General features: G+C 74.3%; 24 protein-coding genes and 1 pseudogene. 10 read left to right on the plus strand and 15 right to left on the minus strand.

All coding sequences use genetic code 11. The annotated features are described in order from the left end of the window. Window positions 1-14: 14 nt before the first annotated feature. A complete protein-coding gene (locus ABTW95_RS25515; protein ID WP_500227590.1) occupies window positions 15-1100 on the minus strand; it encodes an NAD(P)H-dependent amine dehydrogenase family protein in 1086 nt (361 codons plus the stop codon). 71 nt (window positions 1101-1171) lie between these two features. On the opposite strand from ABTW95_RS25515, the gene ABTW95_RS25520 reads away from it, so the two are divergent. Together ABTW95_RS25520 and ABTW95_RS25525 are read left to right on the plus strand one after the other, a co-directional pair. Next, window positions 1172-2023, plus strand: coding sequence for an LLM class F420-dependent oxidoreductase (locus ABTW95_RS25520; RefSeq protein WP_500227591.1), 852 nt, complete (start codon window positions 1172-1174; stop codon window positions 2021-2023). Window positions 2024-2053: 30 nt separating this feature from the next. Next, window positions 2054-3304, plus strand: coding sequence for a hypothetical protein (locus ABTW95_RS25525; protein WP_500227592.1), 1251 nt, complete (start codon window positions 2054-2056; stop codon window positions 3302-3304). A 6-nt stretch (window positions 3305-3310) separates the two neighbouring features. Here the strand turns inward: ABTW95_RS25525 and ABTW95_RS25530 are convergent, their stop codons facing one another. Beyond that, window positions 3311-4153, minus strand: coding sequence for an SAM-dependent methyltransferase (locus tag ABTW95_RS25530; RefSeq protein ID WP_500227593.1), 843 nt, complete (start codon window positions 4151-4153; stop codon window positions 3311-3313). A 170-nt stretch (window positions 4154-4323) separates the two neighbouring features. Next, window positions 4324-5004, minus strand: coding sequence for a TetR/AcrR family transcriptional regulator (locus tag ABTW95_RS25535; protein ID WP_396446508.1), 681 nt, complete (start codon window positions 5002-5004; stop codon window positions 4324-4326). A gap of 103 nt (window positions 5005-5107) precedes the next feature. On the opposite strand from ABTW95_RS25535, the gene ABTW95_RS25540 reads away from it, so the two are divergent. From ABTW95_RS25540 to ABTW95_RS25560, 5 genes are all read left to right on the plus strand, one after another. Further along, entirely contained in the window at window positions 5108-5776 is a 669-nt protein-coding gene (locus ABTW95_RS25540) for a PaaI family thioesterase (RefSeq protein ID WP_396446509.1), read from the plus strand. A gap of 141 nt (window positions 5777-5917) precedes the next feature. Then, window positions 5918-6160 carry a hypothetical protein gene (locus tag ABTW95_RS25545; RefSeq protein ID WP_396446510.1) on the plus strand — a complete coding sequence of 81 codons (243 nt, stop codon included), beginning with the start codon at window positions 5918-5920 and terminating at the stop codon, window positions 6158-6160. A gap of 91 nt (window positions 6161-6251) precedes the next feature. Next, the gene (locus ABTW95_RS25550) at window positions 6252-8414 is read left to right on the plus strand and encodes a DUF6461 domain-containing protein (RefSeq protein ID WP_500227594.1); all 2163 of its coding nucleotides are present in this window, start codon (window positions 6252-6254) and stop codon (window positions 8412-8414) included. A gap of 143 nt (window positions 8415-8557) precedes the next feature. Beyond that, entirely contained in the window at window positions 8558-10612 is a 2055-nt protein-coding gene (locus ABTW95_RS25555) for a right-handed parallel beta-helix repeat-containing protein (RefSeq protein WP_396446512.1), read from the plus strand. A 141-nt stretch (window positions 10613-10753) separates the two neighbouring features. After that, window positions 10754-11437 carry a response regulator transcription factor gene (locus ABTW95_RS25560; RefSeq protein ID WP_396446513.1) on the plus strand — a complete coding sequence of 228 codons (684 nt, stop codon included), beginning with the start codon at window positions 10754-10756 and terminating at the stop codon, window positions 11435-11437. A 12-nt stretch (window positions 11438-11449) separates the two neighbouring features. On the opposite strand, the gene ABTW95_RS25565 is transcribed toward ABTW95_RS25560, so the two are convergent. From ABTW95_RS25565 to ABTW95_RS25620, 12 genes are all read right to left on the minus strand, one after another. Beyond that, a complete protein-coding gene (locus ABTW95_RS25565; protein ID WP_396446514.1) occupies window positions 11450-12931 on the minus strand; it encodes a sensor histidine kinase in 1482 nt (493 codons plus the stop codon). After that, a complete protein-coding gene (locus ABTW95_RS25570; protein ID WP_396446515.1) occupies window positions 12870-13841 on the minus strand; it encodes a carbon-nitrogen hydrolase family protein in 972 nt (323 codons plus the stop codon). Before ABTW95_RS25570 ends, ABTW95_RS25565 begins: the two co-directional genes overlap by 62 nt. Beyond that, on the minus strand, window positions 13838-14632 hold the full coding sequence (locus tag ABTW95_RS25575) for a flavin reductase family protein (RefSeq protein ID WP_396446517.1): 795 nt from the start codon (window positions 14630-14632) through the stop codon (window positions 13838-13840). The genes ABTW95_RS25570 and ABTW95_RS25575 overlap by 4 nt, the downstream gene beginning before the upstream one ends. Then, complete coding sequence (locus tag ABTW95_RS25580) at window positions 14629-15609, minus strand: formylglycine-generating enzyme family protein (protein ID WP_500227595.1); 981 nt, start codon at window positions 15607-15609, stop codon at window positions 14629-14631. Before ABTW95_RS25580 ends, ABTW95_RS25575 begins: the two co-directional genes overlap by 4 nt. Continuing rightward, on the minus strand, window positions 15606-17513 hold the full coding sequence (locus ABTW95_RS25585; RefSeq protein WP_500227596.1) for a WD40 repeat domain-containing protein: 1908 nt from the start codon (window positions 17511-17513) through the stop codon (window positions 15606-15608). The genes ABTW95_RS25580 and ABTW95_RS25585 overlap by 4 nt, the downstream gene beginning before the upstream one ends. Then, window positions 17501-19408, minus strand: a complete 1908-nt coding sequence (locus tag ABTW95_RS25590) for a WD40 repeat domain-containing protein (protein WP_396446520.1) — start codon at window positions 19406-19408, stop codon at window positions 17501-17503. The genes ABTW95_RS25585 and ABTW95_RS25590 overlap by 13 nt, the downstream gene beginning before the upstream one ends. 41 nt (window positions 19409-19449) lie before the next feature. Next, a complete protein-coding gene (locus ABTW95_RS25595) occupies window positions 19450-19983 on the minus strand; it encodes a PepSY domain-containing protein (RefSeq protein WP_396446521.1) in 534 nt (177 codons plus the stop codon). A 174-nt stretch (window positions 19984-20157) separates the two neighbouring features. Beyond that, window positions 20158-20598: a pyridoxamine 5'-phosphate oxidase family protein gene (locus ABTW95_RS25600; RefSeq protein ID WP_500227597.1), complete on the minus strand. Its 441-nt coding sequence runs from the start codon at window positions 20596-20598 to the stop codon at window positions 20158-20160. A 108-nt stretch (window positions 20599-20706) separates the two neighbouring features. Continuing rightward, the gene (locus ABTW95_RS25605) at window positions 20707-20850 is read right to left on the minus strand and encodes a hypothetical protein (protein WP_396446523.1); all 144 of its coding nucleotides are present in this window, start codon (window positions 20848-20850) and stop codon (window positions 20707-20709) included. Then, window positions 20847-21344, minus strand: a complete 498-nt coding sequence (locus ABTW95_RS25610; protein WP_396446524.1) for an RNA polymerase sigma factor — start codon at window positions 21342-21344, stop codon at window positions 20847-20849. The genes ABTW95_RS25605 and ABTW95_RS25610 overlap by 4 nt, the downstream gene beginning before the upstream one ends. A gap of 97 nt (window positions 21345-21441) precedes the next feature. Further along, window positions 21442-22386 (minus strand): MerR family transcriptional regulator, encoded by a 945-nt coding sequence (locus ABTW95_RS25615; protein WP_396446525.1) that lies wholly within the window; start codon window positions 22384-22386, stop codon window positions 21442-21444. Between the two features lie 82 nt (window positions 22387-22468). Then, complete coding sequence (locus ABTW95_RS25620) at window positions 22469-22798, minus strand: DUF3140 domain-containing protein (protein ID WP_396446526.1); 330 nt, start codon at window positions 22796-22798, stop codon at window positions 22469-22471. A 178-nt stretch (window positions 22799-22976) separates the two neighbouring features. On the opposite strand from ABTW95_RS25620, the gene ABTW95_RS25625 reads away from it, so the two are divergent. From ABTW95_RS25625 to ABTW95_RS25635, 3 genes and pseudogenes are all read left to right on the plus strand, one after another. Next, window positions 22977-23270: a hypothetical protein gene (locus ABTW95_RS25625; RefSeq protein WP_396446527.1), complete on the plus strand. Its 294-nt coding sequence runs from the start codon at window positions 22977-22979 to the stop codon at window positions 23268-23270. A gap of 146 nt (window positions 23271-23416) precedes the next feature. After that, window positions 23417-23542, plus strand: a pseudogene (locus tag ABTW95_RS25630) (FAD-dependent oxidoreductase); the annotation flags it as partial. Next, a complete protein-coding gene (locus ABTW95_RS25635) occupies window positions 23542-23994 on the plus strand; it encodes an FAD-dependent oxidoreductase (protein WP_500227617.1) in 453 nt (150 codons plus the stop codon). The pseudogene ABTW95_RS25630 and the gene ABTW95_RS25635, both read left to right, overlap by 1 nt. Window positions 23995-24018 lie beyond the last annotated feature (24 nt).

The following is a 24018-nucleotide window of genomic DNA, read 5'->3' on the forward strand; positions in this document are numbered from 1 at the left end:
TCTCCGGCGGGGTCTCAGTCGGCCGGCGCCGTCGCGAAGACGCCGCGGGCGGTGTTGAAGGGCAGGTCGAGCGGGGTACGCAGGCCCGGCGGCGCCGCGACGACGTCCGGGATCGAGTTGACGATGCGCCCGGCTCCGGCGGCGATCGCGGCGTAGTTGTGGTCGCCCCTCGCGCTGGACGGGCAGACGTCCACGCGGTAGGAGGGCTCGCCGGCGATCTCCAGCCGGTAGGAGCCGCCGTCCTGCGCCGGCTGCGGCCAGTCGGGGCGCAGGTCGCCGCGCAGCCTGGTGGTGTGGTCGATGACGAGCACCTCCCGGCCGGCGGCGATCCCGCGGATCTGGAAGCGCATCGCGGCCACTCCGCCCGCGGGGATGTGCCCGGCGGCCACGTCGAACGCCTCCGGCGCCGGCTCCTGCTCGAACCACTCGGTGATGTCGTCCAGCTCGAAACCGAACCCGCGGGCCATCATCCGGAGGCTAACGCCCCAGGACGCCGCCAGCATCCCCGGCTTGAACATCTTCGGCAGGTCGCCCACGGGCCTGCCGAACCCCATGAAGTCGAACATGACGGGGCCGCCGTCGTAGGTCGCGTAGTCGGCGATCTCCGAGCAGCGCACCTGCTCGACCCGCTGGCAGGTGCTGGCGATCGCGAAGGGCAGCAGGTCGTTGACCCAGCCGGGGTCCACTCCGGTGACGAAGACGCTCACCCCGCTCTCGCGGCAGGCGTCCTCGATGGGGTCGATCATGCGGTCCGGGAGGAGGCCCCAGGGGTAGATCAGCGGCACCGGCGAGGAGGCGACGACGTTGCTGCCGGCGGCGAGGATCCGCCGGACGTCGTCGAGCGCCTCGGACAGCCGGGTCTCCGAGAGCGCGCAGTAGACGGTGCAGTCCGGCCGGGCGGCCAGCGCCGCGCCGAGGTCGCCGGTGGCCGCCACGCCCGTGACCACGTCGAGCCCGGCCAGCTCACCGGCGTCGCGGCCGACCTTCTCCGGGCTGGACACCACGAGCCCGGCCAGCTCGAAGCGGGGATCCTCGATCAGCTGCGCCAGGGCGATGCGGCCGACGTTGCCGGTCGCCACGTGCAGGACGCGGACGGCCATGCTGCTCCTCCGGATAGACAGCTGTCCAGTCAGTATTCCAGAGTATGTAGAACACGTTCTACTATGGCGCCATGCGCAACGGAATCGTGCTCTTCACCTCCGACCGGGGCATCGCCCCCGCCGCCCTCGCCAAGGCCGCCGAAGAGCGCGGCTTCGACACCTTCTACGTCCCCGAGCACACCCACATCCCGGTCCGCCGGGACGCCTCGCACCCCACCGGCGGCAAGGACCTGCCCGACGACCGCTACCTGCGCACCCTCGACCCGTGGGTGTCGCTGGCGACCGCCGCCGCGGTGACCCGGCGGATCGGCCTGGCCACCGCGGTCGCGCTGCCGGTGGAGTCCGACCCGATCACCCTCGCCAAGACGCTCGCGACCCTGGACCATCTGTCGGGCGGCCGGGTGACGGTCGGCGCGGGCTTCGGTTGGAACACCGACGAGCTGGCCGACCACCACGTCCCCGGCGACCGGCGCCGCACCGTCCTCAAGGAGTACCTGGAGGCCATGCGCGCCCTGTGGACGCAGGAGGAGGCGTCCTACGACGGCGAGTTCGTGTCGTTCGGGCCGAGCTGGGCCTACCCCAAGCCGCCGCAGGGCCGGATCCCGGTGATCATCGGGGCGGGCGGCGGCCCGCAGACCATGAAGTGGATCGCCCGCAACGCCGACGGCTGGATGACCACCCCGATCGAGACCGACATCGCCGCGCGGGCCGACCTGCTGCGCAAGGAGTGGTCCGAGGCCGGGCGGGCGGGCGAGCCCGACGTGCGGATCCTGGTCACCAGGAAACCCACCCCCGAGGCCCGGGCCGAATGGGAGGCCGCGGGCGCCTCCGAGCTGATCTGGGGGGTGCCGGACGCCGACGAGGCCACGGTGCTCAAGTACCTCGACAGGACGGCCGCACGGCTCGGCCTGGCCCCCCGCTGACCGCACCCCCGCGACCGAGGAGACCGGCAGATGCCCCAGCCGCGCCCGAGCCGCTACGCCGACCTGCCCCGGGAGCGGCTCGCGGTCCTCGTGCCCGAACTGCTGCTGATCGGGCAGCTCATCGACCGCTCCGGGATGGCGTGGTGCATCTCCGCGTTCGGCCGCGAGGAGATGGCGCGGATCGCGATCCAGGAGTGGGCGGCGTCGAGCCCGATCTACACCCGGCGGATGCAGCGGGCGCTCGGCTACGCCCCCGAGGCGCCGGGCAAGGGCGACGTCCCGACCATCTTCAAGGGACTCCAGCTCGACATCGGGGCGCCGCCCCAGTTCATGGACTTCCGCTACACCGTCCACGACCGGCGGCACGGCGAGTTCCACCTCGACCACTGCGGCGCGCTCATGGACGTCGAGCCGATGGGTGAGGACTACGTCCGGTCCATGTGCCACAACATCGAGGACCCCACCTTCGACGCGACCGCCGTCGCCACCAACCCGAAGGCCCGGGTGCGGCCGATCCACCGGCCGCCGCGCACGCCCGCCGACCGGCGCCCCCACTGCGCCTGGACGGTCACCATCGACGAGTCCCACCCGGAGGCGAAGGGCATCCCCCTGCTCGCGGTCAACGAGCGCTCCCGGGCCGCGAACCTCGACCTGGCCCCGATCGACCCGGCGGACGAGGGCCTCGCCGACTACTCGGGCCCGCTGCTGTCCGATCTGGACTTCGCCGCCTTCTCCCGCTCCGCGCTGGCCCGGATCGCCGACGAGGTGTGCCTGCAGATGCACCTGCTCGACCACGCCTTCGCCCTCGCCGTGGCGGAACGGGCCGCCGGCGCCGACGAACTGCTCCGGATCCGCCGCAAGCAGCTGGTGGGCATCGCCGGCATCGCCGCCGAACGGCTCGCCCGCGCGCTGGACCTGCCCGGCGACGCGGAGGGGGCGGCCCGGCTGCTGGCGCTCCACCCGCTCCTCAATCCCGCGGCCTACGTCGACGCCGAGGCCGACGGCGCGGAGATCGTCGTCCGGCCGTCCCCCGCGCACGAGGACGGCGCCTGGATCTCGCTGTGCGGCCCCGGCTGGACGGCCCCGCTCCAGGCGATCGTCCGCGCCGCCGACGCCCATCTGGACGTCGAGGCCGCGGGCACCGCCGAGGGATGGCGGCTGGCCGTCGTCCGCCGCGACCGGCCGGCCCCGGAGGCCGGCGAGGTCGCGGTCGTGCGGTTCAGCACGGGCGCCGGCTTCGCGTTCGAGCCCCGCCGCGCGCTGCCGATCACGCCCGTCTGACCGGCGTCACTTGACCAGGACGCCCCCGTACTCGCAGAGGTCGCCGTGCTTCTCGGAGGCGCCGACGAACTGGGCGAGCTCGGCGGGAACCGGGGCCAGCGGCGGCTGGTCGGGGTCGGGCCGCCACCGCCGGATGTCGACCAGGCCGGGCTCGACGGGGGTCGGGCCGGCCAGCAGCGCGCCGACCTCCGCGCGGCTGCGGGTCCGCCACGGCATGCCCGCGCCGTTCGCGGCGGCGTCGATCGCCGCCCTGCGCTCGGGGTCGTCCGAGACGATCTGGGTGAAGACCAGATGGCTGCCGGGGACCGCGCGGTCGAAGACGCTGTGCACCACCTTGCGCGGGTCGTCCTGGTCGAACAGGTGGTGCCCGACCGACAGGTAGAGCACCGCGAGCGGCTCGGAGAAGTCGATCAGCCGCCGGGTGTCGGGGTGGGTGAGCACCGCCTCGGGGTCGCACATGTCCGCGTTGATCACGGTCGTGGTCCCGTTGTCGGCCAGCAGCGCCCGCCCGTGCACCAGGACGATCGGGTCGATGTCGACGTAGACGACCCGCGGGTCGTCCGCGAACCGCTGGGCGACCTGGTGGACGTTGTTCTCCGTCGGCAGCCCGCAGCCCATGTCGATGAACTGCCGGACGCCGGCCTCCTCGGCCAGGTAGCGCACCGCCCGGTAGAGGAACAGGCGGTTCTCCCGCGCGATGTCCAGGATCTCGGGGAACGCGGGGAGGTGCTGGAGCGCGAACTGCCGGTCGATCTCGTAGTTGTCCTTGCCGCCGAGCGTCCATCCGTAGATGCGCGCGGAGGCGGGAACGTCCGTCGGGATCTGGACGGGAGGATGCTGTTCGGTCATGGTGCCCCTGTCTCCGGACATCGTGCGGGATCGAATCGTGCGGGATCGAAGATCATTAGATTATCCCGTTCCACTCTCCGGCAATACCAATTCGTGAAGAAGCTCCATATTTCGGCGCGCCTCGAACCGGGGCGGCCGCGGGCGGTGGTGTGCCCGGCGCCCCCGGCCCGTCAGTCCCGGCGGTCGAGGTAGCCCGCGATCGACTCGGCCAGCACGGCGCGCGCGTCGTCGATGTCGGTCCAGGTGCTCAGGCGCTGCTCCAGATAGAGGCCGTGGACGGCGGCCGGCAGGAGGTGGCGGACGCGCTCCAGCCGGTACGCGTCGACGACGAGCCCGCGGAACGCCCGCGCGTAGGCGCGCCGCCAGCGGCGCTCCCAGCGGCCGAGCTGCTCGGCCGTCCGCGGGTACGCCTCGGTGAACTCGGCCGTGTTGCGGGGCAGCAGGCTCCGCAGCGCCGCCACCGCCCGGCCGGCCGGCGAGTCGAGGCCCGACCAGAGGGCGTCGACGATGCGGCTCATCCGCTCGTGGACGGAGCCGTCGTCCGCCTCCGTCCACGGCAGCATGTCGCCCTGGTCCCCCAGCTCTTCGAGGACGGCGGCCCAGAGCCCGTCGACGCCGCCGAACTGGTGCTGGACCGTGCCCCAGGTGACCCCGGCGCGCTTCGCGACGAGGTTGGCGCTGACCCCGCCGCCGTGCTCGCTGTCGGCGAGCATGTCGATCGCGGTCCCGATGACGCGGGCGCGGGTCTCCAGGCCGCGCCGGTTGAGCCGGGCGCCCCGCGCGTTCAGCCGGGGGCCGGCGCCGGCCGGGTCCTCCGGCTCCGCGCCCCGGGCGGACGAGGGCTCAGTCACGGGCCGATTGTAGGTCGGGGCGGCCCGGCGAGCCCCCGATCGACACATAGAAACATCTATGTGAAGTTTGTCGGCCGGCGTCCGCGCGGTATACGGTCTGCGCATGACGAGCGGCCGTTTCCCCGATGCAGGCGCGGTGGGCGTGGGCGGGTTCGTCCGCGACGACACGCCGACCCCCGAGGTCGACCGCCGGGAGGCGGTGCTGGCGTCGCTGGCCGGAACCGTCCGCGAACTGGTCGACGCGGCGATCCGCACGACGGTCGACGACGACGAGGTCCACCGGGTCCGCGAGGAGGTCGCCGCGCTCGTCGGCCGGCTGCGGGCCTCCCAGCTGCCCGGCCCCGCCGGCGTCAGGTACAACGGCGAGCTGCGGGCCTGGAACTGGGGCAACGCCGTCGTGGGCGCGGCGAACGCGATCGCCCCGCCCCTGAACGTCGTCCACGACTCGTCGGGGTGCCACGCCGACGTGGTCCTGGGCGCGGCGTACGAGGGGCCGCCGGGTCTGGTGCACGGCGGGGTGTCGGCGATGCTCCTCGACCACATCATGGGCGTGACGGCGTCCGCGATGCGCCGCACGACCTTCACCGGGACGCTCACCATGCGCTACCGGCGCGGCACTCCCCTCGGGCCGCTGCACCTGGAGGCGAGCATCGTCCGCGAAGAGGGCCGCAAGGTCTTCGTGGTCGCGTCGATCTCCGACGCCGAAGGCGTGACCGTGGAGGCGGACGGGGTGTTCATCCAGCCGGCGGGCGCGCCGGCGGCCGAGATCTGACACTCCGGCGGGCGCCGAAAATCGCATAGAACCCGCTATGCCCCACGTTCACGGCCGCCTGGTCCGCCCGCGTCCCATCAGTTGCCGCCGGCACACGGCGACCTATGGACCCCGCCCCTCGACAGGTGCACACTGCGAGCCATGGCCAATCCGCGGCACCTGGTAGGGCCGGACGGGATACGCGTCGAAGTGGTCGCCCTCGACGACGGAGACCTGACCCTCGCTCAAGCCCAGCATCGCGACGCACGGCAAGGCGAGGCATGGTTCGTGGTGACTCGGCGGGGACGGCTCGTCGCGTACTGCCGCGACATCGAAGAGGTGGCCGAACACGTCGCGCTCGCCGACCTCCACGGCCCCGGCGAAGCCTCCGAGGACGTCGGATAGCGGAGAACATGTCCCGGCCGGCGGCTAGGGTCTTGTCCGTCTTGCAAGTGCCGGCGGTCGCGGGGGTGCTGTGGTCGAGGTTCCCGATGAGGTGGTCGAAGAGCTGGCCGGGCCGGTCGCCGCGGCGATGCGGCTGGTCGGCGCCCGTGTTCCGAAGGCACCGGCGGCGGAGTTGGGTCGGTTGCGGGCGGCCGCCGACGGCACATGGCCGATCCGGGGGGCGGCGGCCGGGCCCCATGGCGGGCCCCATGGCGGGCCCCGGTTCCACATCGCGGGCCGGCCCGGGGCCGGCGACTCGCCGGTGCTGGACGCGCTCGGCTCGCTGCCGCCCCTGCTGGTCGAACGCCTGCTCGGCGCGCTGGAGCTGACCGTCCCGGAACTGGACCTGGCCGGCGCCCCCGACTTGACCGGGCTCCTCGGGGAGCCGCTCACCGGCGGCTTCGGCATGGCGACCGTCGCCGGGACGAGCGAGGCGGTCCACGGGGCGGCCGTGCTGGACCGGGTCCGGCCGGGCGCGGTGCCGCTGGTCGCCGCGCTGGCCCGGCGGCTGGCCGTCCACCCGCGGGTGGCCGCCCTGCTGGAGGTGTCCCCGGAGGTCACCGACGAGCGGGAGGCGGCAGCGGCGCACGGCGCGGCGCGGCTCGCGCTGGCCGTGTCCACCGCCGCCGCCGTCCTGCACCGGGCGGGCGTCCGGCCCTGGGCCCTCGAACCGCCGGGGGTGATCGGCGTCGCGATCGGCACTGCGGCGCTGCTGCTGCGGGAGGCGCCGATGCCGCCCGGCTACGCCGCCGCAGTGCTCGCCAAGGCGCGGGAGGAATACCTGCTGCCGCTGGGGTGCGCCGGGGCGGTCCAGGTGTCGGGGCACCGGTTCGCGCTCCTGGAGGACGGCGACATCCCGGACGTCGGCTTCAGCGGCAACGGGCTGGTCGCGGTCGTCGCGGGCGGCGCGGTGATCCGCACCGGCGTCGAGACCGGGAACGTCCGGGTGGTGCTGCAGGTGTCGGACAGTCCGCCGCCGGAGGTCGCCGAGGGCTGGGACGAGGTCGTCGAGGTCAGCTGGCGGGCGGCCGCCGGCGGCGCCTCGGTGGTCGGCGCCCGGCCGGTCGAGCCGCAGCTGCGCCGGGTCACCCCGCCCTGGCCGGGCGAGTACCGGCTGCGGGTGCACGCCCGCGGCCGGGACGACGAAGACGGAACCGAGTCCTACGAGCTGGTGGTGTGGGAGGCGCCCGCCGCGCCCGAGATCGTGCACGCCCGTACCGACCGGCTCGGCCACCGGCTGCGCGGCGAGCCGGAGCCGGTGCGTCCCGAGCCGCCGGAGAGCGCCTACCGGTGGGTGCGCCGCAGCTCCCTGTCGGAGGCCGCGACGGTGACGGTGGTGACCGGGGCGGACGCGGCCGGCGTGCTGCGCGCCTTCGGCGCGGACCCCGCCCGGCCGGAGTCTCTGCGGGCCATCGCCGAGGACATGCTGGACCGGGAGTCGATCGATCCCTGGGTGGCGGTGCTGGACATCGGCGGCGCCGTGCTCGCCGTGGAGTACAACGGCTGGCAGGGCTCCACCGGGCCCGTGCTGACCCGCGCGTCGTCCGGCGGGCGGGCCGCGAGCATGTACTGGAACGTCAACGCGCTGACCCGGTTGTCGTTCGCCGAGCACGGCGAAGTGCTGCTGTCGGAGGAACCCTTCGGCCCCCTGGACGCGCCGCCCCGGCTCGACGCGGTGCTCGCCGGTCTCGACTTCGCCGACTTCCACCGGGGCAAGACGATGATGGGCCTGACGGCGGTCCAGCGTTTCACCGGCCACGGCATCACCGCCGAGCACCTCGCCCGCATCGAGGCCGCCGACATCGCCTTCCGGATCGTGCCGGACCTGCCGCCGCTGCTCCCCAGCCGTCCCAGGCCCGGCGACCCGCTCGGCCCCCACGCGCTGGCCGGGCTGCCCGAATCCGCTCTGCGGGACCTGGCCTGGTGGGCCGCCGCGCAGGCCGCCCGCTACGCGGGCCTCGGCGACGATCCCGACATCACCGCCAGCATCGCGGCCCGCGAACTGACCCCCGACGCGCACCGGCGCGCCCGCCGCTCCCAGCTCCACGACGGCGAACACCGCTGGGTCTGGCTCGCACTGCACCGCGCCACCAACCCCGACCCGCTCGCCGCGGCCGCCGACGGCATCGAAGCGGCGCGCTACGCCGCCGGTCCGCACGCGGCGGACCTGGTCGCCGGCGTCCAGGCGAGGATCACCGGATCCGGCGCGCCATGACCGCCCCCGGCACCGCGGGCTCCGCCGTGAAGATCGATAACAGTCTGGTTGTGAGACTTCCTCGGATTTGAAGATCGTGGTTCCATACGTACCGAGCAAGCGTTCGGGGGATCGGCATGGAACGCTGAGCGAGGGAGTACCGCATGGGCCCGCGGTTTCTCAGGAGGTCGTGGCTGCCTGCGGCGGCCGCGGCGGTGTTGGTCCTCGGCATGGCGCCGGCGGCGCTGGCGCACATCGAGCGGCCGTCGTACTGGCCGTCCCCCGGCCCCGACTGCTCCGTCGACCCGTGCGCGGGCGGGAAGGTGCCGACGCCGCGGAGCCTGGCCTCCGCCGTCGAGGACGTCCCCGGGAGCACGACCCGCGTCGTGTGCCGGCCCGATTCGCTGGAGCGGCTGGACGCCTCCATCAAGCGGGCGCTGAAGTCGGGCTACGACGTCCGCCCGCACGACCACCGGACGCTCAGCGCCGCCGAGGCGCGGAGCCTCAGGCAGATCAACCGGGCGCTGTTCGACCGGTGCCGGTACGACGAGATCCAGCCCGCGGTGACCGACTCGCGGAACAACGACCGGGTCGTGGTGATGCCGGGCCTCTACACCGAGCCCACGGCGCGCCAGAAGCCGACCCACGACCCCGCGTGCGACAAGTACAAGCTGAGCACGGGCGCGTACTCCTACCTCGGCGAGTACATGTGCCAGAACGACGCCAACCTGATCGCCGTGCTCGGCCGGGCCCCCGGCCCCGGCCAGGACCCGGACCCGCCGCTCGTCGACCGGCACGGCATCCCCAACCGGGGCCCGTGCGTGCGCTGCAACCTCCAGCTCGAAGGGTCGGGCGTGAGCGCCGACGACGTGGTCGTGGACGCCGGTGACCCGTCGTCCGGCAACGGCGGCCCGCGCAACTCGGCGAAGGACGTCGGCATCCGCGCCGACCGGGCCGACGGGTTCGTGCTGCGGAACCTGACCGTCCGGCACGCCGAGGAGCACGACATCTACGTGCTGGAGAGCAACGGGTACCTGCTGGACGCCTTCAAGACCTTCTACGCGGGCGAGTACGGCGTGCTCACCTTCGTCGAGGACCACGGACTGATCCAGAACTGCGAGGCGGCAGGCAACGGCGACTCCGGGCTGTATCCCGGGTCGGGCGCGAAGACCGGGGCCGGACGCGACGAGAAGGTCTACCCCACGGCGCGCTACAGCCAGGAGATCCGCTACTGCGACTCGCACCACAACGCCAGCGGCTACTCGGGCACCGACGGCAGCGCCACCTGGGTGCACCACAACAACTTCTACGACAACGCCCTCGGCTTCACCACCGACGTGTTCACCGCCGCCGGGCACCCCGGTTTCCCGCAGCAGGGCGACCTCATCGAGAACAACGACTTCTTCTCCAACAACTTCAACCCCTACCTGGCGGACAGCGACGTGGTGCCGACCGTTCCCGTCCCGGTGGGGACGGGGATGTGGATCGCCGGCGGCGACGACAACGTCATCCGGAACAACACCTTCCGCGACAACTGGCGGCGCGGGGCCATGCTGTTCGCCGTCCCGGACGCGTTCGTCTGCGCCGACGAGCCCATGACGGGCTGCGACCCGTTCAAGCTGTCCACCTCGCACCGCAACCAGTTCTACGGCAACCGCATGACCGGAAACGGCCTGGACTTCTGGTGGGACGCCTTCCCCGGCAACACCGGCAACTGCTGGTACGGCAACGGGACCGTGACCACCTCGCCCGCCGACCTGCCGGACTGCCTGAACGGCAAGGCGCCGTTCCTCAGCTTCGGGTTCGGCAACCTGGGCAACGAGATCGAGCTGCTCACCTGCATGGCCAACCTGAAGCCCGGCGGGCCGTGCCCCTGGTTCACGACCCCCAAGGCGACGACCGCCAAGGCCGCGACCAGGACGGCGCCCGCCGGCGACCACGACCACCCGGAGAGCAGTGAGCTGAACGACGCGAGGCTCGCCGCGATGACCTGCCATTCCTGGCACGAGATGACGACCGAGCAGCGCGACCACATGCTGGGCAAGATGGCGGTGTTCATGGGCGGCCAGATCGACCATCCGGGAGCGCGCGGCACGACGCTGAGCGAGCAGAACGCGACCAAGATGCTCGACAACGCCTGCGGGCTGTCCTTCGCGGGCCCGTTCAAGCTGTACAAGCTCTACGCCCGCGCGGCGGCCTTCCCGCTGCAGCTCCCGTAACGAGCGGAGAACCGGCGCCCGCCGGCGATGATCATGGCGGGCGCCCGCCGCCGCGGCCGGTGCCGTGCGTACTGCCCTGCGGAAGCCGCGGCGCGTCCGGGCACGGCGCGTCGCACGGCCGAGCGGGAAAGGGGTCACGGCATGCGGGTGCTGCTCGTCGAGGACGACGCGTCCATCGCCGAACCGCTGGCGGACGGCCTGGTGCGGTACGGGTTCACGGTGGAGCGGGTCGGCACGGGAGCGGCCGCGCTGGACGCCGCGCACGGCGAGATGGTGCTGCTCGATCTGGGGCTGCCCGACATGGACGGCATCGACGTGTGCCGGCGCCTGCGGGAGGTCTCCGACGTGCCGATCATCATGCTCACGGCGCGCGGGACGGAGACGGACCGGGTCGTCGGGCTCGAACTCGGCGCCGACGACTACCTGGCGAAGCCGTTCAGCCTGCGCGAGCTGGTCGCCCGGATGCGCGCGGTGGGCCGGCGCACCAGGGGGCGGGAGCGCGCGGGCGCGGCGGCCGCGGAGGAGTCGCCGCAGACGGTCGGCGATCTGCGGATCGACCGGCGCACCCGGCAGGTCCGGGTCGCCGGGAAGGCCGTGACGCTGACGCCGAAGGAGTTCGACCTCCTGGTGCTGCTGGCGGAGGATCCGGGCGCGGTGTGCCCGCGGCAGCGGATCCTCAGTTCGGTGTGGGGTCCGGACTTCTTCGGGCTGTCCAAGACGCTGGACGTCCACATCGCGGGGCTGCGGCGCAAGCTCGGCGACCCCGGCCGCATCGAGACGCTGCGCGGGGTGGGGTTCCGGCTCGTCGAGGCGCCGGAGGGCTGAGCGGGCGTCCGGTCACGCCTGGACCGCCGGCTGGGCGGCGAAGCGCCGGGCGACCGGCGGGTCCGCGGCGGGGCGGAGCCGGACGACGGCGTCGAGGCCGCCCCCGGGCGCCTCTTCCAGGGTGATGTCGCCCCCGCTCACGTGGACGAGCCGCTGCACGATGGCCAGGCCGAGCCCGGAGCCCTCGTGGGTCGCGTCCGGCGCCCGCCAGAACCGGTCGAAGGCCCGGCGGCGGTGCTCCTCCTTCATCCCGGGCCCCTCGTCGATGACGTGGAGGCCGACGGTCCCGTCGTCGCCCGGCGCGCCGGATCGCGGGCGGGTCTCGGTCCGCAGCGTGATGGTGCTGCCGGGCGGCGCGATCTGCAGGGCGTTGGCGAGGAGGTTGTCGACGATCTGCTCCAGCGCGTCCGGCACGGCCTGGACCCGCCCGGCCGGCGGTCCGGTGACGGCGATCGTCACGGACTGCTCCGCGGCGAGGGGCGCCCAGGTCGCGGCGCGGTCCCGCAGGACGTCGTCGAGGTCGACCGGTTCGGGGACGGTGGCCGAGTCCTCCAGGCGGGCCAGGGCGAGCAGGCCGCGGACCATGTCGCTGAGCCTGTCGATCTCGGCGATGGCCGCGTCGAGGGTGCCGCGCGCCCGCGGCGCGAGGTCGAATTCGAGGGTCTCCAGCCGGAGCCGCAGCGCGGTGAGCGGGCTCTTGAGCTGGTGCGACGCCTCGGCCGCGAACGCGCGCTGGGCGCGCAGGAGGTGCTGCAGCCGGGTGGCGGTGCGGTTGAAGGACGTGGCCAGGCGGCGCAGCTCCGGCGGCCCCAGGTCGGCGGCGGGAGGGTCGGTGAGGGAACCGCCGGCCAGCTGCTCGGTGGCCTGCTCCAGGGCGTTCAGCGGCCGGATGATCCAGCGCGCCAGCGCGAAGGCGACCACGGTCACGACCAGGAGCACGCCGACGCCGATGCAGGCCAGAGCGATCCAGGCGATCCGGATCCTGGTGCGGGTGTTCTCGGTCGCCGAGGTGAGCCACACCGCTCCCCGCACCTTGGACGCCACGGTCACGGGCTGGGCGGCCGACATCAGCTCCCCTCCCCCGGCGCGGTCGCGGATCGTCCCGGCGGAGGGGCGGTTGCGCAGCGCCTCGGACACCGCGCGGCCGACCTGCCGCTCGCCGTCCGCCCCGCGGGGCCCGTTGCGGGCGGCCGCGGCGGGGACGGCGGGACGGCCCGCCGCGGAGTCGGTGACGATCCGGCCGCCGCGGTCGAAGACCACGACCCGGCCGCCCATGCAGTCGGTGTAGTGCTTGACGATCTCGGCCACGCCGGCCGCGTTCCCCGCGCTCAGCTCCTCCTCGATCAGCTCCGCCACCATGACCGCGTCCCGCTGGACCGAGGCGGAGAAGTCGGACGACTGCCGGCGCGCGAACACGGTGCCGAGCGTGATCTCAAGTCCGAGGAGCACCACCAGGGTCAGCGACAGGTAGCTGAGCAGCAGTCGTCGGGTCATCGCACGGCATCCTTCGCGGGGCGGGCCGGTCCGGTACCCGGACCGCGTCACAGTCGGGTACGGCGGGTGCGACGGGCGAGGTTCGGCATTCGTCCAGCATGTGGAGGTACGCGCGCACCTGGCCGAGCACCCGGGGATCGAGGTCGGCCAGGACGACCTCCTCCCCCGCGCCGGCGGCACGGGCGGCCGCGGCGCCGTCCGGCCCGTAGACGGCGGTGCCTCCGCCGCACGGGCGCCGCCGGGGCCCTCCGACGGCGTTGACGAAGAACGCGTAGACGGTGTTCTCCAGCGCGCGGGCGGCCAGGTAGACGGCCGCGCGGTACTCGTTCCCGGCGGCGTAGGCGGACGGGCACACGTAGGCGTCGGCCCCGGCCAGGGCCGCGGCCCGGCCGTGCTCGGGGAAGGACATGTCGTAGCAGATCCCGAGTCCCAGCCTCCAGCCGCCGGCGTCCAGGACCGTCCCGGAGGCGCCGGGGGCGAACAGGCCGCGTTCCCCGGCGTGCCACAGGTGCTGCTTGTCGTACACGGCGGTGGCCGCGCCGGCCGGGTCGAACGCCAGCACCGAATTGGCGCGGGCGCCGTCCGCGCGGCGTACCGCGGCGCCGGCCAGGACCGTCACGCCGTGGTCGGCCGCCGCGGCGGCGAGCGGGCCCAGCCGGCCGTCGGCGATCCGCCCGCCGGCGTCGGCGGGCAGCTCGGCGCGGTCCGGCGCGGAGGCGATGGTCTCCAGGTCGTACCCGCACAGGTGCAGCTCCGGGAAGACGATCACTTGCGCGCCCCGGCGGGCGGCGTGCGCCGCCAGCGCCGCCGCACGGCGCGCGTTGCCCGCCACGTCGCCGGGCACCGCCTCGGCCTGGACGGACGCCACCCGCAGCGGGGACGCGGGCAGCTCGCGGGCGGGCCGGTTCACCGCGGGCTCCGGGACGGGCGGGTGATGCGCGCGTATCCGGGCTTGGCGCCGTCCCGCTCGACCACCACCCGCCGGCCGGCCGGCCGCTCCAGGGCCGGGCGGGACGGGACCGGCAGGTCGACGAGGACGTCGCCGTGCGCCGTCGAGGCGTGCTCGCCCAGCGGTTCGACCGCGCCGTCCTCGCTCACCAGGCCGATCCGCCAGCGCGCGTCGCCGTCGCCGGCGGGTCCGGTGGCGGCGACCCGCAGCACCCCGCCGGGCAGCAGCTGCGCGGTGGCGGCGACCGCGGCGCGCCGCACCGGTTCGCCGAGCCCGTACATCGCCCCGTGCTTGACCAGGGGGCGGGGCGAACCCTCCGGCAGGTGCGCCGCGACGACCTCGCCCGCGTACATGGTGTGCCCGGGGAAGCGGACGGTCTCGCGGACGACGCACTCGGCCGCGAGCAGCCCGCCGGCCACCCACGGCGACCCGATGGCCCGGGGCGCGCCGAACTCGATCAGCTCGCTGCCGGTCTTGTCGACGTCGGCGACGGAGAAGGCGCCGGCGAAGTCGGCCAGTTCGGCCTGGTCCTCACTGCAGAGCGTCAGGGCGAACTCCCCGGCCTCGGCGATCAGCGCGCCGGTCGCGGCGCGCGGGCCGAGCACCACGGCGGCGTACAGCGGGGCCTTGTTGACGAAGTAGGACCACTCGGCCGCCATCACGTTCGTGATGGCGCCGCAGCGGACGCTGACCAGGCCGACGGTGCTGGTCAGCCGCTTCCACAGGTCGTCGGGGACGGTCGGGGCGGTCATGGGGAACCTGCCTTCGGTGTGCCGGCGGCGAGCCGGAAGCCGATCGGGTAGAGCGGGCTGGGGAAGCCGCCGTGCCTGCGCCGGGTGCGGGCGAGGTCGCCGAAGCGGGCGAAGCCGCCGCCGCGCGCCACCCGGTAGCGCCCGCGGGACGCGGCGAGGTCGTCGGCGACGTAGGGGCCTCCGGGGTAGGGGCGGTAGTCGTCGGCGACGTACTCCTCGACGTTGCCGCCCATGTCGTAGGCGCCGAACGGGGAGCGTCCGGCGGGGAACGCGCCCACCGGCGTGGTGGTGTGGACGCCGGTCTCCCTGGTGTTGGCGGCGGCCGGGTCGAACCGGTCCCCCCAGGGGAACTCCAGTCCTCGCGGGCCTTTCGCCGCGTACTCCCATTCGGCCTCGGTGGGCAGCCGCCACGCCCGGCCGGTGCGTTCCGACAGCCAGGCGGCGTAGGCGTCGGCGTCCTCGGGCCGGACCCCTGCGACCGGGTGGTTGGCGCGGTCGTAAGGGTAGGCGCCCAGGTACCAGGTGGACGGCCGCTCGGGGCGGCCGGTGTCGTCCAGGAAGTCGCGGTACTCGGCGTTGGTGACCGGGTAGGCGGCGATCTGGTAGCCGGCCAGTTCGACGATGTGCTCCGGGGTCTCCTTGGCGATCCACTCGGCCTCCACCCCCACATGCGCCCACGCGGCGGCGACCGCTTCGACGTCGCCCGGCGGCAGCCCGATGCGGACGCTGCCGCCCGGGACCGCGCAGGTGGCGGGCACCGGTGTGATGCGGGGGTCGCCGAGGTGGGCCAGCAGCCCGCCCGCCGCGAGGCGCACGGCGAGCGGGGCGGCCGGGTCCTCGACGGTGACGGCCAGGTCCGCCGGGGAGGAGCCGCGCAGCCGGGCGGCGGCACCGTGCGGGAGCCGGAGCAGCTCGGGATCGGTGAGGTCGGCGTGCTCTTCGAAGTGCGGCGACGCCGCCGTGTCCACGGGGTTCATGTCCGCGCCTCCTGCGGGTCGGGAACCGGGGCGTCCCCCGTCGGACGCGCGCCGGACCGCTCGACGAGGTCACCGATGTCCCAGGCCGCCAGTTCGCGGACCGCGCCGTCCCGGCCGGGGCCCACGATCAGCACCCGCCCGTCCCAGCCGGCCACCGCCATGCGCCGCCCGTCCAGCCGGGCCATGCACGACACGCCCTGGCGGAACTCGGTCACGAGGCGGCCGGAGGCCAGCGTGCCCGCGCCGTCGTCCCAGTCCACCTCCCAGCAGTAGAGGCCGAAGTCGTAGGAGCCCGCGAGGACGACCGGGGCCGCCGGGGTGCCGAGCAGGCCCACGCACTTCACCGACTCGTCGGCGCCGATGAGGGTCTGCGCCCGCTCCACCGCGGGCGTCCGCTCCTCGGGTGCCAGCAGGCCGACCTTGACGGTGTGGTCGCGCGACGCGGACGCGACGACCCGGCCGTCCAGGCAGGCCACGGCGTTGACGAGGTTGCCGTGCTGCCAGAGCGTGACCCGGTCGTGCAGGGGCCCGGCCGCCACCCGCCGGTCGGTCGAAGCGGACAGGAACCGACCTTCGCCGCTGAGCGGCGCGAGCGACTTCACCGATCCCGCGTGCGGGACGCCCCGGCCCGTTGTGCGGAGCGTCCGGGGGTCCAGCGTGATCAGGTCGCCGTTGTAGGTTCCGGCGACCAGGTCGTTCCCGGCCAGGCAGAGCGACGACACCGGAGCACCCAGCGAATCGGTCGTCTCACGCGATCCGCCGCCGCGGCGCACCACCTGCCCGGCGTAGGTCCCGCAGTACACGGTCCCGTCCCGCGCGGCGAGGGACAGGACGGGGCTGTCCGACATGTCCAGCGCGCGGACGGGCGGGCGGCCGCCGCGCGAGCCGTTGGCGTCGTCCGCGCCGACGGCGACGACGGCGCCCGAGTCGCAGCCGATGAGGAGTTCGCGGCCGAGCACCGCGAGCGCGTTCGGGCCGTGCCCCGGCCCGCTCGGGCCGGCGATCTCCCGCCCCGTCGCGGCGTCGAGCAGGTGCGGGCCGTCCCAGAAGCTCCCGGCCGCGACCACCCCCTGCGACACCGCCACCGACCTCGGCCACATCCTGGGATCGCGCATCCGGCGGATCGGCTCCCCCGTGACGTCGAAATGGTGCAGCGAGCCGTCGTAGGCGCCCACCACGAACGAGGAGTCGTCGTCCAGCCAGGCGACGCCGCGCGCCGCCGACGTCGAGACCCGGACCGTGCGCAGGCATTCCAGCCGCGGGGTCAGCAGGTCGACCACGCCGTCGTCGCGGGCCACGGCGAGGACCTTCCCGGAGTGCGACCAGGCGCAGCCCTCGACCGACGTCGCGTAGTGCAGGACCTCGGCGGAGGCCGGGCTCCCCGGCTCGCCGACCGCGACCATCCCGTCCTCGCCCACCGTGGCGACCAGCCCGTCGCGGCTGACCGCGACCGTCATGCAGTGCGCGGCGTGGCCGCCGATCTCGGCGATCAGCGCGCCGGTGCGGGTGTCCCACAGCGTCGCCCGGCCGTCCTCGGAGACGCACGCCAGGCGGCGCCCGTCCGGCATCCAGGCCACGGCGTTGACGTCGTCGGTGTGCCGGGCCAGCACGGTCACGAGGCTGTGCGGGCCGCGCTCGGGGATCCGCCACACGGCCGCCGTCTTGTCCGCCGACGCCGTCGCCAGCACGGCCGGGTCGGCCGGGTTCCACGCCGCGCCGTTGACCAGGCGCCGGTGGCGGAGCCGGGCCAGCGGCACCGGGCGGGACGGGTCGCCGGTGTCCCACACCAGCACGGTCCCGTCATAGGAGCAGCTCGCGAGCCGTCCGCCGTCCGCCCGGAAGGCCACATGGGTGACGGGGGCCCGGTGGCCGGCGGGACCCGGCCGGAGGTCTATCGGACGCATGCCGCCTCCCCGTCCGCCACGGCGGTCCGTCCGGCGGCGGCGTGGTCGTGGTGGACGAGGGTGAACGCGGCCGGCCGCCGGGGCAGCCAGTGGTCGCGCAGCTTGCGGAAGCGCAGCTTCCCGCGCCGCCGGTCGAGCCGGTACAGCGACAGCAGCCCGGTGCGGCAGCCCACCAGCAGGTACGGGACGCCGGCGGCGTCGTGGACCATCGACAGCGCCTTCGGGTAGTCGGGCAGTTCCTCCAGCAGCCCGAGGAGTTCCCCGGTCTCCCGGTCGTAGCCCGCCAGCTGCATCCCGTAGGAGCCGGCGCAGACCAGGTCGTCGTCCACGGCGGCGTTCTCGACGGTGTTGGACAGCAGCTTCGACCACCGGCACACCACGCCCTGGCCGACCACCACCTCCTTCACGCCTCCGTCCCCGGTGATGAAGGCCCGCCCGTCCTGGAACCACAGGCGCTTGGGGTACTCGCCCTGGTCGAACCGCCACCGCACGCCGCCGTCCGCCGCGTCCAGCAGGACGATCACGCCGTTGCGGGTGACCAGGAGCCGGTCGCCGTCCGGGAGGTAGGTCGCGGCCCACACCGGGAGGCCGTCCACATCGAACGCCTCCAGCCGCCGCCCGTCGGCGGCGTCCAGCTCGACGGCGCCCGCGTTGGTCGCGGCCAGCGCCCGCGTCCCGTCCGGCGAGGCGGCGATCGTGTGCGGCAGGGCGGGCAGCTCACCGCTCCACCGGAGGACGCCGTCGCGGCCCGCGCGGAAGACCCGTCGGTCGCGCGTGATGCCCAGCCATCCGTCCGGCAGGGGCGCCACTCGGCGGGTGAACCCGAAGCCGGTCGCGTGCTCGGCCTCCACGCGCAGCATCGGCCCCGCCGCCGAGTCCCGGACGGCGACGACCGCCACGCCGGTGTCGGTGGCGCAGTAGAGCGTGCGGGGATCGTCCGGCGCCGGCTGGACGTCCCACACGGCCTGCCGCCGGAAGCCCGCCGCGCCCCGGAACTCCCCCTCGGCGTCCAGGCGGACGATCTCTCCGTCCTGGCACAGCACGTAGACGTCACCGTCCGGGCTCACGGTCAGATCGGACAGCTGGTGCGGGAAGCCGGTCACCGTGCGGACGATCCGCAGCTGCGGACCGGAGTTGTCGAAGATGTGCAGCTCACCGTCGAAGCCGCCCGCGTAGGCGCGCAGGTGGTCGGGGGAGAAGCCGACGAACTCGACGTCGTCGCGGGCGAAGAGGCACTCGCCGGCCTTCTCCCCGGACATGCCGACGACGACGATCCCGTTGGCGATGTCGGCGTTCTCTCCGGCGCCGAAGTCCTGGGTGGCCCAGAAGCGGTCGTGCCGGGCGTCGTAGCGGACCCGGTGGATGTTGCCGTCGTCCAGTTTCACCGACTCCGGGAACTCGCCGTCGGCGAACGAGCCGAAGCGCAGGTTCCCCTTCTTGTCGGACACGGCGTGCCGGGTCGGATGGTCGGTGCACGCCCATTCCATCGGGCTGTCGCCGCAGATGTTGGGGCGGATGTCGAGCACTTCGAAGGTGTGCAGATCCACCACGAGCATCTGGTGGTGGTAGCCGCTGGTCACGAAGACCCGTCCGTCCCATGCGCAGATCCCCCGAGAGCTCATCGGGGAGGGCCGCTCGTTCGGGATGAGCATCGACGGGTCGCAGACGGTGGCCGGGTCGAGGCGGTCCACCAGTTCCAGCGTCTCCAGGGACCACCGGAACACGGCCCCCATCCGGTCCTTTCCGATGACCCATCCGCCGGCGACCTCCAGTCCGTACAGCGGCCGGCCCTGACGCACGAAAGGCGACGATCTGACGACCTTGAAGTCAGCGTCGAGCAGGTGGACGCGTCCGTAGACGTCCGAGGCGAGAAGCCCCGTGCCTGGCACGTACACGATGCGAACGATGCGGTCTACCAGATCCACGATGACCCCGGTCACTTGCTGGGCTCGACGCCGCGCCGGTCGCCGTCGTCGTCGTCATCGTCATCGTCGTCGTCGGCGTCGTCATCGTCATCGGCTTCGTCGTCATCGTCGTCGTCGCACTGGACGCCGCCGGCCGCCGTACCGCCCGGGCCGGTGGCGCTCGGATCGGGCGCGGCCTTGCGGACGGCCTGGGTCAGGGCATCGACCTGCGCGCCGCGCCGTCCGGACCCGACGAGGTAGGTGACCTTCCAGACGGCCCGGCCGTTCTCCTCGGTCAGCTTGACGCCGGTGACCCGGCCGCCCCCGGCCTTGCGCAGCACCAGGTCGGCGGCCTGCGCGGCGTTCGTCACCTTCGGCGCCGCCGGCGACTGCCGCGTGCCGCCCCGGTCGTTCCGCTGCAGCGACTTCTCGCCCGCGACCGTCCCGGCCTGGACCGAGTCGCCGGAGCCGGTGCCGGCGGCCGGCCCCTGACCCGCGATCATCACGCCCGCTCCGCCGATGGCCAGCCCGCTGGCGGCGATGGCGGCGGCGACGGATTTGCGCATGGGAAACCTCCAGCTGATCGGATGCGTGCGCTCTCGAACGGGCTGTACGAGGCGCCCGCGGCCGCCGGCCGGGCCGCTGTCAGACTCTTAACCGCCCCCTGGCCGTTTCCTAGCACTGCCTTACTCGGGCGAAGGCCGGCCCGATCTCGCTTGGCGTTCAGGCCACCAGGACCGTCAGCGGGGCTGCTTGGTGTAGTCGCGGGTGTACCAGCGCTCCGGACGCACCCGCGTCAGGACCATCGTGTCGGCGGCGTCCTTCGTGGCCTCCAGGTACTCGGCACCGCCCTCGGCGCCGAGGTAGCGCTCGGCCATCGCGCGGCGGTCCTCGGGACGGGCCGGGTCCTCGAACCCGACGACCGGTCCCTCCACCGAGACGTACCGGTAGGGCAGCGCGGCCTCCTGGGCCACCAGGCTCACCCGCCCCGCCGCCCGGATCAGGGCCATCTTGCGGCTGTCCCGGCCGGTGATGAAGGTGATCTCGCCACCCGGCTCGTAGGCGTACCAGACGGGCATCGCCAGCGGCGCCCGGCCCGCGTCGTCCGCCACGCTCAAGATGCCCACGTGCGGGCCGGCGAGAAACGCCTCCCGCTCGGCCGCGCTCATCGTCAGGCTCATCCCGGCTCCTCTCCGCCGATCACCCCCAGCATGCCCGGCCGCGGCCCCGGCGATGCGGACGCGGGCCCCGGCGATGCGGACGCGGGCCCCGGCGATGCGGGCGCGGGCTCAGATGCGGTGGCGGAGGAGGAGATCGGCCGGATAGGGGTCGAGGTAGGTCTGCTGAGCCAGGTAGGCGAGGTCGGACACCGCGAGCCGAGGACGCGGCGGCTCCCCGGGCGGCGGGGCGGGCGGCGGCCTGGGCGGGGTCACAGCAGGTCCTTCAGCCTGCGCAGCCCGCGGGCGGTGCGCGCCTTGACGGTGCCGAGCGGCACCGCGAGCCGGTCGGCGATCTCCCGCTGGGTCAGCTGCCCGTAGTGGGCGAGGACGATCGCCTGCCGCTGCGCGGGCGGCAGCCCGGCCAATGCCCTGCGGACGTCGCACGCGGCGTCCACGGCCGAGGTGGCGTCGGGCACGCCGACGGTGTCGTCCAGCGGCGCCGAGCGGCGGCTGTGCCGCGCCTCGGCCCGCAGCTGGTCGATGGCCCGCCTGCGGGCGATGGCCAGGATCCACGGCTCCAGGCCGCGGGCCGGGTCGAAGCGTGCGCGTGACCGCCAGACCTCCAGGAAGACCACCTGCACCACGTCGTCCACGGCGTGGGCGGGCACGAGCCTTCCCGCGTGGCGGCGGACGAGGGGGCCGAGTGCGGCGTAGCACTCGCTCAGTGCCGCCTCGTCGCCTTGGGCGAGCCGCTGTTCCAGGGTCATGCGGACCCGGTGCCCGGCAAAATCGCTTCAAAACTTGTTCATAGTTAAGGCGAGGTGAAGCCGTCGGCAGGACACCGCAAAGGGAACGAGCCCGACATCAAGGACGAGTTCCGGTTCCGAGGGCGGACGTCAGTTCGGTGACGGCGTCCTGGAGGGCCGCCACCGGCGCGGCGTGCGCCGGAAGCCGGTCGCGTTCCCAGCCGGGTCCGCCGACCGCCAGCCGGTACGGCGGACGCGAGGCGGGCAGCGCCGCCAGCCACGCGGGATCGCCGGTCTCGGCGGTCTGCGACCACACGAAGACGGCGTTCGGCCCGGTGCGCCGGATCGCGGCGGCCAGCGCCGGGGGCGGCACGCGCGCTCCCAGGACCAGCGCGTCCACGCCCGCCTCGGCCAGCGCGGCGGCCAGCGCGTGCACCGGCAGGCTGTGCTGCTCCTCCGGCGCGCAGGCGAGCAGCACGGGGCGGGCGTTGCGCGGCCGGAGCGGCGGCGCGGTCTCCGCCAGGCACCCGAGCAGGACCGTGGACAGCAGGTGCTCGGCCTCCACGCAGTCGCCCGTCGCCTCGTGCTTGCGTCCGATGCCGACCAGCACGGGCGCGATGAGGCCGTCCCATGCCCGCACGACCCCGTCCCGGCGCAGCGCGGCCCGCACGGTGCCGGCCATCGCGGGACGGTCCAGCGCCATCGCCGCCCGGGCCAGGCCCCGCACCGCCGCGGCCCGCCCCTCGTCCCCTCCTGGGTAGGTCACGGGCACGCGGTTGCCGCCGGCGCCGTGCGCGCGGGGCGGCGGCGGCGCGCCCGGCGGCGTGCCCAGCGCGACGCGGGCGGCCTCGCCCGGCGGCGCCCCGGCGAGGATGCGCCGCTGCATGACCTCCAGCCGCGCCAGGTCCGCGGACGTGTAGCGGCGGTGACCGCCCGGGCTGCGCCCACTCGGGCCGATGCCGTACCGGCGGTCCCAGGTCCGCAGGGTGGACGGCGCCACCCCGAGGCGCTGCGCGACCGCGCCGACGCCGAGGCCCGCCTCCCGCTCCGCCGGCCCGCCCATGTGCCCGCTCCCCTTCGTCCCGCCGAGCCTACGACCTGCCAGGTCTTCGCCGGAACTCCAGACGCCGGTTGCAGTTTCGGCCTCACTTGAGCGGGTCGTGGCCCCAGTTCATCAGCGAGTAGCGCCACTTGGTCTCGGTGACGTCCCCGGACGGACGCTGGGCGAGGTGCCGGTGGACGTACCCGGTCACCTTCCGCATGTGCGCGTAGTCGTCCGCGCTCAGGTCCGCCTTCTTCTTGCGGAGCAGCTCGACGATCCGGCGCCCGGACGCGTGCCCCGTCGACTCCCCGCCGCCGTCCTTCTGGCCGCTCGACCGCGACTCCTCGGTGTCCAGCCACCGCTCCAGTTCCCCGGCCGTCATGTTCACGGCCTCGCCGAACTCGGCCGCCGCCTCCTCGTCCTTGTCTCCCATGCGCATCGCGGTACCCGCCCCCGGACGCGGATAGTCACCGCGAACGGCCTGGTCATCGCCCGGTCCGGCGGGACGCCCGGCGTCGCCGCCATCGGCACGTGCGTGGCGGGCAAAATCCAGCACAGGAGCGCTTGTGCAGGTCAGAGAGGGGTACGGGCGGACCGATCAAGGGGGAGAAATGATCAACTCACTGCACAAGATGGGCATCAAGTCCAATCTCATGTACACGGCGGGCCTCGTCTCGATCGGCCTGTCGTTCGCCTCTTGGGCCGCGTCCAAGCAACTGGAGGACGCGGGCCTGGAACGCGCCGACCGCTGGGGCATCTTCGTCGGCGAATGGGCCCCGACCTTCTTCGCCATGGGCATCGCCCTCCGCATGGAGGAGACGCGGGACCAGGCCATGCTCGAGACACCGGGGCACCGCTCGATGGACGAGCGGGTCTCCGCGTCCCAGTCCGCGGCCATGCGCTGATCCGGGGGGCGATTGCGGCCGCGCCGCCGCGCGCCGCGCAACCGATCGGCCGCCCGGTTCCGAAGAACGGTGCAGAACCTTTCGGACAATGATGGAGGAAGAGTGCACTCCCGACATCGTTGGCGCGGTCCGCGCGGCGGCCGCTGATGGCGGCGAGCGGGCCGGTCGTCGTGATCGGGGCCGGCCTGTCCGGGCTGTCGGCGGCGGTCCATCTCGCCGCGCGGGGCCGCGACGTCGTGGTGGTCGAGGCCCGTGAGGAGCCGGGCGGATGCTGCGGATCGGCGTGCGCCGGCGGCTACCGGTTCGACACGGGCCCCTCGGTGCTGACCATGCCGCAGGTGCTGGCCGACACGTTCGGCGCGGGGCGCACACGTTCCAGGCGCTGTACGTCGGGCTGCCGCCCGCCAAGGCGCTGGCCGTCTACGCGGTCGTCGCGCACATGGACACCGTCGGCGGGGTGTACTTCCCGGCGTCCGGCGGCATGCACGCCGTCCCGCGGGCCCTGGCCGCCGCGGCCGGGAAGGCCGGCGCCGTGATCCGGTACGGCGTCCGCGCCGAACGGGTCGAGACGGACTCCCGCGGGGTCGCGGCGGTGCGGCTGGAGGGCGGCGAGCGGCTCCCCGCCGGGGCGGTCGTGGTCGCCTGCGACCTGGCGCAGGCCCACCGGGGCCTGCTGCCCGAGGCGGCGGGCGACTGGCGGGGACGGCCCCAGGACGCGACGTAGCGCCTCGTCGACGGGCTGCCCGAA

Origin of the sequence: Spirillospora sp. NPDC127506, assembly GCF_040302145.1 — a bacterium.
Lineage (GTDB): Bacteria > Actinomycetota > Actinomycetes > Streptosporangiales > Streptosporangiaceae > Spirillospora.

Coding starts and splice junctions, on each gene's coding strand:
- ABTW95_RS25530 (WP_500227593.1), bottom strand. CDS start 4,153: ATGACCGAACAGCATCCTCCCGTCCAGATCCCGACGGACGTTCCCGCC.
- ABTW95_RS25595 (WP_396446521.1), bottom strand. CDS start 19,983: ATGCGCAAATCCGTCGCCGCCGCCATCGCCGCCAGCGGGCTGGCCATC.
- ABTW95_RS25575 (WP_396446517.1), bottom strand. CDS start 14,632: ATGACCGCCCCGACCGTCCCCGACGACCTGTGGAAGCGGCTGACCAGC.
- ABTW95_RS25515 (WP_500227590.1), bottom strand. CDS start 1,100: ATGGCCGTCCGCGTCCTGCACGTGGCGACCGGCAACGTCGGCCGCATC.
- ABTW95_RS25625 (WP_396446527.1), top strand. CDS start 22,977: ATGATCAACTCACTGCACAAGATGGGCATCAAGTCCAATCTCATGTAC.
- ABTW95_RS25600 (WP_500227597.1), bottom strand. CDS start 20,598: ATGAGCCTGACGATGAGCGCGGCCGAGCGGGAGGCGTTTCTCGCCGGC.
- ABTW95_RS25585 (WP_500227596.1), bottom strand. CDS start 17,513: ATGCGTCCGATAGACCTCCGGCCGGGTCCCGCCGGCCACCGGGCCCCC.
- ABTW95_RS25545 (WP_396446510.1), top strand. CDS start 5,918: ATGGCCAATCCGCGGCACCTGGTAGGGCCGGACGGGATACGCGTCGAA.
- ABTW95_RS25565 (WP_396446514.1), bottom strand. CDS start 12,931: ATGACCCGACGACTGCTGCTCAGCTACCTGTCGCTGACCCTGGTGGTG.
- ABTW95_RS25525 (WP_500227592.1), top strand. CDS start 2,054: ATGCCCCAGCCGCGCCCGAGCCGCTACGCCGACCTGCCCCGGGAGCGG.
- ABTW95_RS25615 (WP_396446525.1), bottom strand. CDS start 22,386: ATGGGCGGGCCGGCGGAGCGGGAGGCGGGCCTCGGCGTCGGCGCGGTC.
- ABTW95_RS25540 (WP_396446509.1), top strand. CDS start 5,108: ATGACGAGCGGCCGTTTCCCCGATGCAGGCGCGGTGGGCGTGGGCGGG.
- ABTW95_RS25610 (WP_396446524.1), bottom strand. CDS start 21,344: ATGACCCTGGAACAGCGGCTCGCCCAAGGCGACGAGGCGGCACTGAGC.
- ABTW95_RS25520 (WP_500227591.1), top strand. CDS start 1,172: ATGCGCAACGGAATCGTGCTCTTCACCTCCGACCGGGGCATCGCCCCC.
- ABTW95_RS25560 (WP_396446513.1), top strand. CDS start 10,754: ATGCGGGTGCTGCTCGTCGAGGACGACGCGTCCATCGCCGAACCGCTG.
- ABTW95_RS25580 (WP_500227595.1), bottom strand. CDS start 15,609: ATGAACCCCGTGGACACGGCGGCGTCGCCGCACTTCGAAGAGCACGCC.
- ABTW95_RS25555 (WP_396446512.1), top strand. CDS start 8,558: ATGGGCCCGCGGTTTCTCAGGAGGTCGTGGCTGCCTGCGGCGGCCGCG.
- ABTW95_RS25620 (WP_396446526.1), bottom strand. CDS start 22,798: ATGGGAGACAAGGACGAGGAGGCGGCGGCCGAGTTCGGCGAGGCCGTG.